The organism is Rhizobium sp. 01T417, from assembly GCF_056398905.1.
The window spans coordinates 26,573-40,079 of the sequence record NZ_JBFTQH010000043.1 but is presented as its reverse complement, the minus strand read 5'-3'; the positions used below and the strand labels follow the sequence as shown (position 1 = coordinate 40,079).

Below are 13,507 nucleotides of genomic sequence, written 5' to 3'. Positions count from 1 at the left end.
GTGGTCCTCAAGCGGACCCGAGGCACGCCGCAGGGYGGGCCGCTGTCGCCRCTTCTGGCCAATGTGTTGCTGGATGAGGTGGACAAGGAACTTGAACAGCGGGGCCATGCCTTCTGCCGCTATGCCGACGACTGTAACGTCTACGTGCGATCACAGCGGGCGGGCGAGCGGGTGATGGCTCTGCTGCGGCGTCTCTATGGCCGACTTCGCCTTAAGGTGAACGAGACCAAGAGCGCCGTTGCCACCGTCTTCGGCMGCAAATTCCTCGGCTATGCTTTCTTCAAAGCACCAGGGCGGGTGGTCAAGAGACGGGTTGCCGACAAGGCAATCAAGGCGTTCAAGGAGCGCATTCGCGAACTGACACCGCGCGTGACGGGTCGATCCCTGAAAGCGGTGGCAGAACGGCTGCGCCTCTTCGTGCGCGGATGGAAAGCCTACTTCCGGCTGGCGCAAACACCTCGGGTCTGGCAAGCGCTGGACGAGTGGATGCGCCATCGTGTGAGGGCAATCCAGCTCAAGCAATGGAAGCACGGCAGGACGATCTTTCGGGARATGATGGCAAGGGGAGCCAAACCTGGGGTGGCCCAGCAAGTGGCAGCAAATGCCGGTCGCTGGTGGCGCAACAGCGGCAAGCTCCTTAACGCCACCCTCACCATTAGATGGGTTGACCAACTTGGAATGCCCAGGCTCGTCTAACCTCAATCTCTCGAACCGCCCGGTGCGGACCCGCATGCCGGGTGGTGTGGCAGGGGTGCGATCACATCGAGCGCCCCCTATGCCGATTTCAGTCAGCCCACGCCCCTTGTGTATGGCCGATGCACATGCAAGTTTCCCCTGCAGAGATCGGGAGGGCACCATGCAGACAGTCACACTTCTTGCGTTCGCAGTCGTTTCCTTCGTGGGTATTGCCACGCCGGGGCCGACCGTACTCCTGGCAATGACCAACGGCTCCCGCTACGGTGTCAGGCGTGCCGCTGCCGGCATGGTTGGAGCGGTGCTCTCGGATTTTGTCCTGATCGGCGCCGTTGCGATCGGTCTCGGGGCACTGCTCGCGGCTTCCGAATTCTGGTTCTCGGCCCTGAAGTACGTTGGGGCAGCCTATCTGGCGTTTCTCGGGATCATGATGCTCTGGTCGAAAGGCACGATCGATGCGGCGTTGAGGCAGGGGGCGGCGGATGCGGGCGGGACGCCGGTTTCGATCGCGTTGAAGAGCTTCATGGTCGCAGTCACCAATCCGAAGGGCTACCTCTTCTTTTCGGCCTTCCTACCGCAGTTCATCGATCCGACCGGCCTGCAGGCAACGCAGTATGGCGTGCTGGCACTGGTGTTCGCCTCCCTCGATTTCATCATCATGCTGGCCTATGCCGTGTTCGGCGTGCAGGCCGTCCGATTCCTCACGACGAACGGCGCGTTGTGGCTTGAGCGCGCCTGCGGCTGCACGCTGTTGGCGTTGGCCGGTTCGCTTGCGCTCTATCGTCGGGCGGCGGCCTGATTTAGGGCAGTGATACGTGTCCAACACGATAGATCTGGCCTGAACCTGCAATGGGCGGCGCCGATCGGCGCAAGCTGAAGCGCACCAGCGTCCAGTTGGTCGGCTCGAAGGCCGAAACCGAGGCCAGGACGTCGGCCTGTCGTGCTTCTCGTTGCGCCTGCCTGACCTCCACGTCTCTGATCTCGGCGAGCGGGGAATAGGGCTCGATGGCGACTATCTCTGTGGTAGCGAATTTTGCCTCTGCAATCGCGGAGGCGGTTTCCGCGTGCCATGCGATCCAGGTCTTCACGCGAGGCCAGCCGAAGGACTGCATCAGTCCCTCGAAGCCGGTGCCGGTAAGAAAGTCGCTGGCGCGCTCCGGCTGCTGCCAGAGATAGAAGGGCGCATAGAGGTTTTCGCGGGATCCGAACTCGCCTCTGCGGGCACTGAGGTAGGCCTTGAAGCCGAGACCGGGAAATCCGTCCAGCATCGGTCCCTTGTCGCGGATGCGCCGGTCGATGATCGACATGTCGTAGTCGGCCGGAAGGGTGAAGCTGTACTGCATCGCCATCATGAGAGGATCTCCACCGGCTCAAGCCAGTCGACGTTGCGGCCGGCTTCGGTTGCCTGAATACTGAGATAGCTGAACGGGCTGTCGTGTCCGGCGCCGTGCCAATGCTTCTCGCCGGCGGCGAACCAGACAGCATCTCCGACCAGCAATTCGTCGACTGCCCCACCTTCGCGTTGCGCCAGACCCTTGCCTGATAGAACATAGAGCAGCTGCCCGCGCGGATGCGTGTGCCAGCGTGTGATCGTGCCCGGATCGAGCGTCGCCCGCATCGCCGTGTTCTCGCCGTCGGCTGTTCCTTCCAGCAGCATCTCCACCCAGAAGGGTGCGGTGGCAATATCGACGGGCGAGCGGACGGCATTGCCCGGACGCTGGATCGTCATACGTTCAGGGTTGCCCATCATGCCGCACTCCCGAAGGCGCGGGCTTCCCAGCCGGGTTCGCTCATCTGCGCCTTTCCGTCGCCGAACGACCATTCATCCGGTGATGTGGTGGTGACGACGATCATGATGTCTTCCGGCCGGATTCCCGGCGATTGTCCGAGAAGCTCGGTGGCCCGCTTGAAAAAGGCCTGGCGGGTCTCGGTCGAGCGCGGCTTTCCGGCGGTGATGGCGAAAAGCACGAAGTCGTCGGAACGCGGTCCGGCAAGATAGTTGCGGTCGAAGATCAGTTCGCCCGGTTCATGCTGGTGGATGATCTGGAAACGATCGGCGGGCGGCACGTTGAACGTCTCGACCATGGCGCGATGAATGCTGTCCGCAACAGCGCGCAAATACTCCGGCGACTTGCCGCGCAGTAGAGAGATACGAACAAAAGGCATGGCGAGTTCCTTTGAGTGAATTCTTGACAGGAGAAGCATCGCACGCCACGATAATGCTGAAAATCAGAATTGTTTGAACATACGATTCACAAAAACGGGACGAAAGTGATGCGACGGACGATCTTCGATCTCGATGTTCTCAGGACCTTTGCGACCGGAATGGAGCTCGGCAACTTCGCGCGAGCGGCTGACCGGCTCGGCCGCTCGACCTCGGCGGTCAGCGCTCAGTTGAAGAAGCTCGAGGAGCAGGCGGGCACGCCGATCTTCCGCAAGGCGGGGCGCGGCCTTGCGCTCACCGATGCCGGCGAGACGATGCTGGCCTATGCGCGGCGGCTGCTGGAACTCAACGACGAAGCGGCTGCAGCGGTAAAGAGCATCGAGCTCGAAGGCTGGGTGAGGCTCGGATTGCAGGAGGATTTCGGCGAGGTCTTGTTGCCCGACGTGCTCGGCCGTTTTGCGCGCGCGCATCCGAAGGTCCGCATCGAGGCGCGCGTGGTGCGCAATGTCGAATTGATCGAGCGCGTCACATCAGGAAAGCTCGATCTGGCACTCGCGTGGAGCGATGGCACGCTGACGCCGCATTGCGAGCAGATCGCCGAAGTCCCGATGCGTTGGATCGGGCCGGCGGAAGCAGCTGTTGACTGGAGCCTCGGCGGCGGCGAGCCGATGCCGCTCGCCTCGCTGGAAGCCCCGTGCCTGTTGCGCTCCGCGGCGACCAAGGCGCTCGACGCGGCGGGCATTCCGTGGCGGCTTGCCTTCGTCAGTCCGAGCCTCGGCGGATTGTGGGCGGCGACGGCCGCTGGGCTCGGCATTACCATCCGCACACCGATCGGGCTGCCGCGAAAGGTCAAGCCGCTTGTCGCAGACGCAGCCGGCTTGCCGGAGCTTTCCTCGCTCGGTCTCGTCCTGCATCGCGCCGAGGCGGAGCCCGGGCCGGCGACGGCGCGGCTTGCGTCCATCATGTTGCAATCGGTGCGGGAGGCCGTCGCTGATGTCGTGCCGCAGGCGGTCCGCCCGGCGGCAAGAGCCTATGCCTGATATTCGCGCTGCGCGTTGCGGCGGATCGCTTGCGGTGGCTGGCCGAAAGCGCGCAGGAATGCGCGTCGCATCCTCTCACGATCCGCGAAGCCTGTCTCCGTGGCAACGACGTCGATCGGATGCCGGCCCTGTTCCATCATCAGCCGGGCCGCCTCGAGGCGCAGGTTCTCCACCGCTTTTGCGGGCGATTGCCCTGTCTCGGCGCGGAAGGTCCGACTGAACTGGCGGGGGCTGAGCGCCGCTGCTTCTGCCAGTTCTTCGACGGATAGCGTGTTCTTCAGGTTGCTGCGCGCATGGGCCAGCGCCTTCTGGATCCTGTCCGATTTGGGTTCCAGTTCCAACAGCGCGGAAAACTGCGACTGGCCGCCGGCCCGGCGGTGGTAGACGACGAGCTTGCGGGCAACGGCGCGGGCGATGTCGGCGCCGTGATCCTTCTCAACCATGGCAAGTGCCAGATCGACCCCGGCTGTCATGCCCGCCGAGCTCCAGACAGAGCCGTCGATGATGAAGATGCGATCCTCCTCGAGCCTGACCTTGGGGTAGCGCGATTGCAGCTCTCGAGCGAGCAGCCAATGCGTCGTGGCGCGCCGGCCGTCCAGCACACCCGCGTCGGCAAGCAGAAATGCACCGGTGCAGATCGAAGCGACGCGGCGGGAGGCGGCAAGCGCGTTGCGGATGAATTCGCCTTCTCCTGGGGTCGGCAGCTTGATGCCGACGGCGCCCGACACCAGCAGCGTATCGAAAGCGGGATCGTCGAACCGCGTCGTCTCCATCGTGACACCGAAGGAGCCGCGCACCGGCCCATCGGTCTCGGAGAGATAGGCGATGTCGTAGACCTGTTCGCCGAGTTCGAGGTTGGTGAACTCGAAGGCGGAGATGGCGGCGAGGCTCATCATCTGAAAGCCGGGAAAGAGCAGGACGGCAATGCGCTGCATGGTTCGAAACTCCGTTTGTCCTAAAAGGTTGTTTATATGACATTCAAGACATTGGCAATCAGGCGTAAGACTCTCCTCAGGCCAATAGCAGGCGCTGTTGCCCAACACGGAGAACGACAATGACCGAGCAGCACAAAGGAACCGCACTCGTTACGGGCGCATCATCGGGGATCGGCGCCATCTACGCCCACCGGCTCGCAAAGCGGGGCTACGATCTCATTCTAGTCGCGCGCAATGCCGAGCGCCTTTCCGAGCTTGCGACCAAGTTGACCCGGGAGACGGGCAGGACGGTTGAAACGGTGCCTGCCGATCTCGGCAACAAGGCTGATCTGGCGCGTGTCGAGGCGGTGTTGAAGAACGACCGCAGCATCACCCTTCTGGTCAACAATGCCGGCGTCGGCGGCACCGCGCCGCTGCTGGCCTCCGATGTCGACAAGATGCAGGCGATGGTCGATCTCAACGTTACAGCGCTGATGCGGCTGACCTACGCAGCCGTGCCCGGTTTCACGGCCCGCGGCGGCGGCTCGATCATCAACATTGCGTCGATCGTGGCGATCGCGCCTGAAGTTCTGAATGGGGTCTATGGGGCAAGCAAAGCGTTCGTTCTTGCTTTCAGCCAATCGCTGAAGCACGAGCTGGCGGATAAGAATATCCGCGTTCAGGCGGTGCTGCCGGGGGCGACGGCGACCGAATTCTGGGGCATTGCCGGTACGCCGGTCGAACACCTGCCGACCGAGATCGTCATGCAGGCGGAAGACATGGTGGATGCGTCTCTTTCCGGCTTTGACCAAGGTGAATTCGCGACGATCCCGGCCCTCGAGGATGCCGGATTGCTGAAGGCCTACGAGGATGCACGCCAGGCGCTGATGCCGAACCTGTCACAGTCGGCACCCGCGGCGCGCTACAAGGCTGCGTAGCGTAAGAGACGGGGTGGGCAGGCTTGTTCTGCCTCTACCCGTGCCGGGCCAGTGCGCCGGCGAAGATATCGGCGTCGACGTTGCCTCCCGAGGTGACGACGACGACGTTGTCTTCCTCCATCTCATCGCCGTGGAACAGCGCTGCGGCAAGGGCGACCGCGCCGCCCGGTTCGACGACAATCTTCAGTCGCACAAAGGCTATCACCATGGCGCGAAGCGCCTCCTCGTCTGTCACGACGATACCGGGGCCCGCAAGGCGCTGCAGGATCGGGAAGGTGATATTGCCGGGCTGTGGGGTAATGATCGCATCGCAGATGGAGCCGGTCATCGCCGCGTTGCGCTCGATCTTGCCTGAGGCCAGCGACCGTGTCGTATCGTCGAAGCCTTCAGGCTCGCAGGGACGCACGCGGAACGCAGGCGCGCTAGCCTCGAGCGCAAGCGCGATCCCCGACGTCAGGCCGCCGCCGCCGCAGGGCACCAGCACCTCGGCAGCCTTGATGCCTTCCTCTTCCGCCTGTTCGGCGATCTCGAGACCCGTCGTGCCCTGGCCGGCGATCACCTGGGGCTCGTCGAACGGCTTGATCAGGGTCAGCTTGCGTTCGCCCGAAAGCTTGGCGCCGATGGCGTCGCGATCCTGTGTGGCGCGGTCGTAGAGCACGACTTCGGCGCCGAGGGCGCGGGTGTTGGCAATCTTCAGTTTCGGGGCGTCCGACGGCATGATGATCACCGAAGGCACGCCATGAAGCTTGGCGGCGAGCGCCACACCCTGCGAGTGATTGCCTGACGAGAAAGCGATGACACCGTGCGCGCGTACCGCCGAATCGAGTGCGGAAACGGCGGACCAGCCTCCGCGGAATTTGAAGGAGCCGGTATGTTGGAGGCACTCGGCCTTCACGAACACCCGCCGTCCGGCAAGCTCGTCGATGAAGGGAGAGGAGAGAAGGGGTGTGCGGCGCGCATGTCCGCGCAGACGGGCGCGGGCGGCAACGATCATTTCAATGCTGGTCATGGAGACTCTTTCGAATGACGGTACGCCCCTGCATAAGGCTACACGTGATGCTTGTGAACGACGACTTTGTCACCGTGACACGAAAAGCGCCATACTACGCGCCAGCATCAATGGCGACTACCTCCGCGCTCGCATCCGACAATCAGTATCCGCCGGCGGAGCCCTCGGAGGCGCGGCTGTCCATCGCGCCGTTGTAGCGTGCGCCGCCACCCTTCTCGATATCGGCGAGGCTCTTTCCGCCGACAAGGATGCCGGCGGCCTGCCCCCATTGCGGCGGGCCGCTGCCGTCATCCAGTGTATGGCCCATGGCGATCAGCGCCCGGATCGTATCAGGCGAGAGCGTGTAGGGCTCGAGATAGATCTTGTCCGGCTGCCATTGGTGGTGAATGCGTGGGGCGTTGACCGCCTGGCTGATGTCCATGCCGAAATCGATGACGTTGAGGATCGCCTCGAGGGTGATGGTGATGATGCGCGATCCGCCGGGGCTGCCGATGACCATGAAGGGCTTGCCGTCCTTGGTCACGATCGTCGGGCTCATCGAGGAGAGCGGCGTCTTCTTCGGCGCAATCGCATTGGCCTCGCCCTGAACGAGACCGTAGAGGTTCGGAACGCCAGGCTTCGAGGTGAAGTCGTCCATCTCGTTGTTGAGCAGGATGCCGGTGCCGGGCGCGACAACGCCAGCGCCGAAGGAACCATTCAGCGTATAGGTGACCGCGACGGCATTTCCTTCATCGTCGATGATGGAATAATGCGTGGTCTCGACGCTTTCCTTGGCTCCGAGCGGCTTCAGGTCGGCCGACGTGCCGGATTTATAGGGATCGATCTTGGCGCGGATCGCCTTGGCGTAGCTCTTGTCGAGCAATGTCGACATCGGGTTCTCCACGAAGTCGGGATCGCCGAGGGCAGCGTTGCGGTCGACATAGGCATGGCGCATCGCCTCTACCATCAGGTGAACCGTCTCAGCAGAACCGTAGCCGAGGAAGGAGAGCGGGTAATCCTCGAGCACGTTGAGGATTTCGCAGATGATGACGCCACCGGAGGAGGGGGGAGGCGAGGAGATGATGTTATAACCGCGGTAGCTGCATTCGACGGGCTTCAGTTCACGCACCGCGTACTGCTCGAAATCCTCCTTGGCGAGAATGCCGCCCTTCGCCTGGCTCGCCTTGGTGATCGCGTCGGCCGGCATGCCCTTATAGAAAGCGTCTGGCCCTTTGTCGGCGATGCTGGAAAGAACGGCGGCGAGGTCGGGTTGCACCAGTTTTTCGCCTGCGGCGTATGGCTTTCCTTCTGCTTTCAGGAAGATCTTTGCAGCGGCTTCATCCTTCGCAAGCCTCTTGGCGCTGCCGGAAATGTTGGCCACGTCGCCTTGTTCCAGCGTGAAGCCTTCCTTGGCGTAGCGAATGGCGGGCGCCAGCAGATCCTGTCGCGACTTCGTGCCGTATTTTTCTCGCGCCGTCTCGAAGCCCATCACGGATCCGGGCACGCCGACGGCGAGATAGCCGTCGAGGCTGGCGCGGGGAACGATATCGCCCTTCGCATCGAGATACATCGTCTTGGTGGCTGCGAGCGGCGCGCGCTCGCGGAAATCGAGAAATGTCGTCTTCCCGTCCTTCAGCCGGATCGTCATGAAACCGCCGCCGCCGATGTTGCCGGCCGTCGGATAGACGACCGCGAGGGCGTAGCCAACCGCAACCGCGGCATCGACGGCATTGCCGCCGTTCTTCAGGACACCGACGCCGACATCGGTCGCCAGATGCTGTGCGGTCACCACCATGCCATGTTCGGCTTCAACGGGCGCGGGCGAGGCGGCGAACGCCGACGGTGCAAGTGAGAGCGACAGTGCGGCGGCAACCGCGAATATTCTGATGTTGGGCTGATCCATGACTTCCCTCAAAGCATGACGGTGCGATGGATATGGGACGCAACGAGCGCTCGGCAATGCACTGCGCTCAGCAGTGGTGTGTTCCGTTACTGAAAGGTTAGTTTTCGGTTGCGACGGGCCCGGACAGGCTGGCTGGATCGCCGAAGGGCGCGGCAATGTCTGGCGGCCGCGCGGGCTTTTGGTGCACCAAGCGGTGCTCGGCCTGGCGGGCGGCGGCCTGGAGGTCGCGAGCGGCGCCGCCGATCTTCTCCATGGCGGCAATGGCGACGTCGGTGACCATATAGTCCGGCTTGTGGCCGAGGCCCTGTATCTTCACTAGTTCGGAGCCGGCGATATCACGGGCCAGCCCCTGCGAATGAATATGTTCCCAGACGATGGCATCGCTGTCACCGGTGATGATGACAGCAGGTGCGGTGATCCTGGAATATTGCGGAGAATGCGCCTTGAGGTAAGCCAGCAGGCGGGTGCAGTCGATGGCGTTGTTGTAAAAGGCGCGCGGACGCAGCGCCAAGGTGGGGCCTGTCTTCGCGATATAGTCTTCCGGGCGCGGATTGGGACGGAAGACGTTCATCGTCGCCTGCTCCAGCCGTCGCAAACCTAGCGGCACGACAATGGCGTGGGTAAAGAGCCAGCCGAGCATGGGCATTGCAGCCAGGTGATAATACCAATCGATGCCGCCCGGCCAGGGATGAGTCGCGGGGGCGAGAAAGAGCAGGCCTTCCGTCTTGTCGGGATGGCGCACGCCGAAGGCGGCCGCGATGGCGCCGCCGAAGGAGTGGCCAACGATGATAGCCCGTTTGATTCCCCGCTTCTCCATCAGCGTTGCGATCGCGTCCGCCTGTCCGGACGGCAGGGCATTCTCGGGGCGGCCGCGTTCCGAGTAGCCATGACCCGGCCGGTCGACGAACAGCATCTCGGCACGGCCCTCTAGCGATCCCAGGAAGGCGCCGACTTGATCGAGCAGATTGCCGCCTGCTCCGTGGATAAAGACCAGCGGCGGTAGATCGGCGGTTTCGGGACGTGGAACATGGACGGCATTCAGCTGGTAACCGCCGATATCGGTAAGTTCGCCAATATTGGGATAATTGGCCTCGAACTGCCGTTCCATGTAGATGGAGTAGCCAACAGCGGCGGCAACAGAGGCAATGAAAGCGGAAGCTTCGGCAAGCATGGCAATATCTGCTGAAATCACGTAACCGAGGCTAAGATTGGGCTGCGCGCGCCGCCGTCAAGATCAGGTGCGGCTGCCGGCCAGCTTTTCGGAGAGTGTATTCATCTGCTCCTGGGCGCTTCGATTGGCAGGATAGATCGCCAGGAAACGTTCCCAGGCTTTCAGGGCCAGCGCGTCGTTGCCCGTTTCCATTAGAATGGCGGCCATGCCGGAGAGCGCGCCGAAGTGGCGGGGCTCGATGTCAAGCACGCGCTCGATGTCGGACATGGACTTGCGATAGTTGTCATTGGCGTAGTTGAGCGTCGCCCGGCGATTCCAGCTCTCTGCGTAATCCGGCTTGAGGGCGATCGCCTGATCGAGGAAGTCGAGGGCGGCGGCGGTGCGCTTCTCCTGAATCGCCTTGTCGGCCCACTGCATCAGGAGATTAACGGTCGCGCTGCCCGAGTCGTTCCACTCGGTACGGATTTCATCGGCGATACCGCTTGCTTTGTCAGGGTCGCGCTCGCGCTTCAGCTGTTCGAAGAGCTGATTCACATGCTGCTTGGGTGAGAGGTTTGCGTCCGGCTGCTCGACGATGACATCCTTGTCCGCAGCTGCGGCAGGGAAAACAGGAGCGAACAAGAAAAGGGACAGCGGCAACGCCGCGCAGGTCATAGCAAAAAAACGCATGGCGGACATAGTAGCCCGCCATCGCTGAAGATCAAAGCAATTTGATTTGATTGCAGAAGCAATCCCCGGACGGCGGGCGCAGAATGCCACGAAGCCGTACAGGCGCGCTATATCAGCCCTGACGAGCCTTGTAGCGCGGATTCAGCTTGTTGATGATGTAGATGCGGCCCTTGCGGCGAACCAGGCGGTTGTCACGATGACGAGCCTTGAGCGACTTGAGCGAATTCTTGATCTTCATTGTTTTGATCCGCGATGTTTGAGGGGGAATTCACATTCGCCCGTATCTATTACATTCAAAAGCGCGCTCAGGGCGCGCTCTTCAGGTTGGGCGTGCAGATAACCCGACGGTTCCGCTCTGTCAACCACATGACGGTGTTTTTCCCGGGGCCGAAGCGGCTTTTGTCAGGGAAAAACCGGCAATTTTGCGGTCAACGTGGTGACGTGGCCCATCTTGCGGCCGGGGCGGGATTCCGTCTTGCCGTAGAGGTGGACCAGCGTGTCGGGTCGCTGCAGCCAGTCGGGCAGGGCCAGAATATCGTCACCGATCAGGTTCTGCATGACGCAGTCCGAGTGGCGGTCGGCATTGCCGAGCGGCAGGCCGGCGACGGCACGGATATGCTGCTCGAATTGCGAGACAACGCAAGCGGCTTCCGTCCAGTGACCGGAGTTGTGGACACGGGGCGCCATTTCATTGGCGATCAGGCTGCCGTCCGCGAGCACGAAGAATTCGATGCCGATGACACCGACATAGCCGAGCGCCGCCAGGATCTTCTCGGCGGCTTCGCTGGCGGCGGCTGCCGTTTCCGCAGCGATGGACGCGGGTATGGTCGACGTGTGCAGGATGCCATTGCGGTGAATGTTTTCGGCTGGGTCGTAGCAGGCGACGGTGCCGTCGGCCGCGCGCGCCGCGATGATCGAGATCTCGCGCTCGAAGGCAACGAAGCTCTCGAGAATGAGCGGCACGTTGCCGAGTGCTGCAAAGGCGCCATCCGGCGCATCGGCTGCGGAGCGGAATATTCTCTGTCCCTTGCCGTCATAGCCGAGGCGGCGGGTCTTGAGAACGCCGCGTCCGCCGAAGTCCTTCAGGGCCGCTTCGAGATCGGCTTGGCTGTCGACCGCGTGGAAGCCCGCCGTCGGGATGCCGCATCCATTGATGAAGCGCTTTTCGACCAGCCGATCCTGTGCGGCCTCGAGAGCCTTCGGCGGTGGATAGACCGGGACCTTGCTTGCAAGGGTTTCGGCGGCGGTTACCGGGACATTCTCGAACTCATAGGTAACGACGTCGCAAGCCTTCGCAAGTTCGGCCAGCGCTGCAGGATCGTCGTAGGCGGCGACGATCTGTCCGTTGGCGACCTGCGCTGCTGGACAGTCGGCCTGCGGTTCCAGGACGACGGTGCGGAAGTTCAGTCGTGCAGCGGCCATGGCAAGCATGCGGCCGAGCTGGCCGCCGCCAATGATGCCGATCGTTCTTACTGTCATAGGTCGTCCATCGGATATTCGGCTACCGCGGCGCTCTGGCGCTCGCGCCATTCGTCGAGCCGGTCGGCAATCTCTTCGTCCGACAATGCCAGTACGGCTGCTGCCAGAAGAGCGGCGTTGATCGCACCCGCCTTGCCGATGGCAAGCGTGCCGACCGGGATGCCGCCCGGCATCTGGACGATGGAAAGAAGACTGTCCTGACCTGACAGTGCCTTGGATTGGACCGGGACGCCGAAAACTGGCAGCGGCGTCATGGCTGCGGCCATGCCGGGAAGGTGGGCCGCGCCGCCGGCGCCAGCAATGATCACCTTGAAGCCTTCATCGCGGGCGGACTTTGCGAAGTTCACCAGGCGATCCGGTGTGCGGTGGGCCGATATTATGCGCGCATCATAGGGAATTTCGAGCGCCTCCAGCGTGTCGGCGGCGTTCTTCATGGTCTCCCAATCGGACTGGCTTCCCATGATGATGGCAACGGATGGTCTGTCTGTCATCGTCACGGCGTTCCCTTCAGGCGATGATGTCAGGGATGATCTGGTCTTCCAGCTTGGACAGCTTGTCCTTGATGACCAATTTCTTCTTCTTCATGCGCTGGATGCGCAATGCGTCGCATCCAGTGGCAATCATGGCGTTGATGGCGGCGTCGTAATCCTCGTGCTCCTGGCGCAGTCTTGCGACCATGAGCCTGATTTCCGCCTGTTCCTGATCGGCCATTTTGCATTCCCCATAACCGTCTTCGGACATCGTCCGTTCTGCCGATAGTTTCCGCAAGCTCCTATCACCAATTGGAGGTAACGGCTAGCGGCTGTTCGTCATGATTTTGCCACGTGTTCTCCTTGCTTTCACCTTCGACAAGGCTTCAAAAATATGTCACAGTCGAAGGGTTGACGCCTTGGATCTCCGGCGGTGTTGGCCGGGGAGAGGTAAGAGGAAGGAAGGGTCAAATGACTGTTCAAGCTCATCTTGAGTCACTCCAGAAAAAGCATGTTGCTCTCGAGGAGGAGTTGCATTCGCTTATGACATCCCCCTCCCGAAACGATAATGAAGTAGCTGAGTGCAAACGCAGAAAATTGCGGATCAAGGACGAGATTGAGCGCCTTAAATCATCCTTCCATTGAGTAGGATGCAATAAATCAACGAACGCGGCCCTAGGCGAGGAGGGCAAAACTCCAATTTCACCAAAAGCTTAGACCAGTTCGTGCTCGACAGGCGGTTATGGCGCCGGCTCCGACGGAAAGTCGCGAGCCGGCGTCCTTCGTTTGAGCGGTCGGGCTAGGCCCAGAACTGATCGAGCCAGAGATTGAGCCTGTCGAAGCCGCGATTGTTGACCGCATAAATGCGTCGGGTGCCTTCTGCGGTCACCGAAACCAGATTGCAGTCCAGCAGCGCCTTGAGGTGCTGGGAGACGGCGGGGCGGCTGATCGGCAACCCCTCGGCAAGTTCGCTCACGGTCTTCGGCGCGCGTCGCAACTCCTCCAGCAGGAAGCGCCGGTGAGGGTCGGCTATCGCGGTGAAGGGATCCACGTTCGACATAGCGAAAACGCTACGTCA

General features: G+C 62.1%; 18 protein-coding genes. 5 read left to right on the top strand and 13 right to left on the bottom strand.

All coding sequences use genetic code 11. The annotated features are described in order from the left end of the window. Positions 1 to 696 (top strand): group II intron maturase-specific domain-containing protein (locus tag AC1DPR_RS27290; protein ID WP_477817576.1); only part of this gene is annotated, 696 nt, incomplete at its 5' end. Between the two features lie 160 nt (positions 697 to 856). Beyond that, a complete protein-coding gene (locus AC1DPR_RS27285; RefSeq protein WP_192304446.1) occupies positions 857 to 1,492 on the top strand; it encodes a LysE family translocator in 636 nt (211 codons plus the stop codon). A 1-nt stretch (position 1,493) separates the two neighbouring features. On the opposite strand, the gene AC1DPR_RS27280 is transcribed toward AC1DPR_RS27285, so the two are convergent. The 3 genes from AC1DPR_RS27280 to AC1DPR_RS27270 are packed head-to-tail and all read right to left on the bottom strand — an operon-like array spanning position 1,494 to position 2,859. Continuing rightward, positions 1,494 to 2,045: a DUF4865 family protein gene (locus tag AC1DPR_RS27280; protein ID WP_477817575.1), complete on the bottom strand. Its 552-nt coding sequence runs from the start codon at positions 2,043 to 2,045 to the stop codon at positions 1,494 to 1,496. Then, complete coding sequence (locus AC1DPR_RS27275) at positions 2,042 to 2,443, bottom strand: cupin domain-containing protein (RefSeq protein ID WP_062371834.1); 402 nt, start codon at positions 2,441 to 2,443, stop codon at positions 2,042 to 2,044. Before AC1DPR_RS27275 ends, AC1DPR_RS27280 begins: the two co-directional genes overlap by 4 nt. After that, positions 2,440 to 2,859 carry a tautomerase family protein gene (locus tag AC1DPR_RS27270; RefSeq protein ID WP_018858905.1) on the bottom strand — a complete coding sequence of 140 codons (420 nt, stop codon included), beginning with the start codon at positions 2,857 to 2,859 and terminating at the stop codon, positions 2,440 to 2,442. Before AC1DPR_RS27270 ends, AC1DPR_RS27275 begins: the two co-directional genes overlap by 4 nt. A gap of 108 nt (positions 2,860 to 2,967) precedes the next feature. Between AC1DPR_RS27270 and AC1DPR_RS27265 the strand changes: the two genes are divergently transcribed. Beyond that, positions 2,968 to 3,897: a LysR substrate-binding domain-containing protein gene (locus AC1DPR_RS27265; RefSeq protein WP_018858904.1), complete on the top strand. Its 930-nt coding sequence runs from the start codon at positions 2,968 to 2,970 to the stop codon at positions 3,895 to 3,897. Here the strand turns inward: AC1DPR_RS27265 and AC1DPR_RS27260 are convergent. After that, positions 3,888 to 4,832 (bottom strand): GlxA family transcriptional regulator, encoded by a 945-nt coding sequence (locus AC1DPR_RS27260; protein ID WP_477817574.1) that lies wholly within the window; start codon positions 4,830 to 4,832, stop codon positions 3,888 to 3,890. The genes AC1DPR_RS27265 and AC1DPR_RS27260 overlap by 10 nt on opposite strands. Before the next feature lie 119 nt (positions 4,833 to 4,951). Here AC1DPR_RS27260 and AC1DPR_RS27255 point away from each other — a divergent pair, with 119 nt between their 5' ends. Further along, positions 4,952 to 5,749: an SDR family NAD(P)-dependent oxidoreductase gene (locus AC1DPR_RS27255; protein WP_477817573.1), complete on the top strand. Its 798-nt coding sequence runs from the start codon at positions 4,952 to 4,954 to the stop codon at positions 5,747 to 5,749. Between the two features lie 34 nt (positions 5,750 to 5,783). On the opposite strand, the gene AC1DPR_RS27250 is transcribed toward AC1DPR_RS27255, so the two are convergent. From AC1DPR_RS27250 to AC1DPR_RS27215, 8 genes are all read right to left on the bottom strand, one after another. Then, positions 5,784 to 6,758, bottom strand: coding sequence for a threonine ammonia-lyase (locus AC1DPR_RS27250; protein WP_018858901.1), 975 nt, complete (start codon positions 6,756 to 6,758; stop codon positions 5,784 to 5,786). 142 nt (positions 6,759 to 6,900) lie between these two features. Beyond that, positions 6,901 to 8,640: a gamma-glutamyltransferase gene (gene ggt / locus AC1DPR_RS27245; RefSeq protein WP_192304449.1), complete on the bottom strand. Its 1,740-nt coding sequence runs from the start codon at positions 8,638 to 8,640 to the stop codon at positions 6,901 to 6,903. A gap of 97 nt (positions 8,641 to 8,737) precedes the next feature. Continuing rightward, the gene (locus AC1DPR_RS27240) at positions 8,738 to 9,811 is read right to left on the bottom strand and encodes an alpha/beta fold hydrolase (protein ID WP_477817572.1); all 1,074 of its coding nucleotides are present in this window, start codon (positions 9,809 to 9,811) and stop codon (positions 8,738 to 8,740) included. A 63-nt stretch (positions 9,812 to 9,874) separates the two neighbouring features. Next, the gene (locus AC1DPR_RS27235; protein ID WP_112646231.1) at positions 9,875 to 10,489 is read right to left on the bottom strand and encodes a tetratricopeptide repeat protein; all 615 of its coding nucleotides are present in this window, start codon (positions 10,487 to 10,489) and stop codon (positions 9,875 to 9,877) included. Positions 10,490 to 10,592: 103 nt separating this feature from the next. Then, entirely contained in the window at positions 10,593 to 10,718 is a 126-nt protein-coding gene (gene ykgO / locus AC1DPR_RS27230) for a type B 50S ribosomal protein L36 (protein ID WP_003582204.1), read from the bottom strand. A gap of 164 nt (positions 10,719 to 10,882) precedes the next feature. Then, positions 10,883 to 11,959 (bottom strand): 5-(carboxyamino)imidazole ribonucleotide synthase, encoded by a 1,077-nt coding sequence (locus tag AC1DPR_RS27225; protein WP_477817571.1) that lies wholly within the window; start codon positions 11,957 to 11,959, stop codon positions 10,883 to 10,885. After that, entirely contained in the window at positions 11,956 to 12,450 is a 495-nt protein-coding gene (gene purE, locus AC1DPR_RS27220; RefSeq protein ID WP_018858896.1) for a 5-(carboxyamino)imidazole ribonucleotide mutase, read from the bottom strand. The genes AC1DPR_RS27225 and purE overlap by 4 nt, the downstream gene beginning before the upstream one ends. A gap of 16 nt (positions 12,451 to 12,466) precedes the next feature. After that, positions 12,467 to 12,670: a YdcH family protein gene (locus tag AC1DPR_RS27215; protein ID WP_025660870.1), complete on the bottom strand. Its 204-nt coding sequence runs from the start codon at positions 12,668 to 12,670 to the stop codon at positions 12,467 to 12,469. A 230-nt stretch (positions 12,671 to 12,900) separates the two neighbouring features. Here AC1DPR_RS27215 and AC1DPR_RS27210 point away from each other — a divergent pair, with 230 nt between their 5' ends. Continuing rightward, the gene (locus AC1DPR_RS27210; protein WP_018858894.1) at positions 12,901 to 13,074 is read left to right on the top strand and encodes a YdcH family protein; all 174 of its coding nucleotides are present in this window, start codon (positions 12,901 to 12,903) and stop codon (positions 13,072 to 13,074) included. A 154-nt stretch (positions 13,075 to 13,228) separates the two neighbouring features. Here the strand turns inward: AC1DPR_RS27210 and AC1DPR_RS27205 are convergent, their stop codons facing one another. Next, positions 13,229 to 13,489 carry an ArsR/SmtB family transcription factor gene (locus AC1DPR_RS27205; protein ID WP_018858893.1) on the bottom strand — a complete coding sequence of 87 codons (261 nt, stop codon included), beginning with the start codon at positions 13,487 to 13,489 and terminating at the stop codon, positions 13,229 to 13,231. Between the last annotated feature and the right edge of the window lie 18 nt (positions 13,490 to 13,507).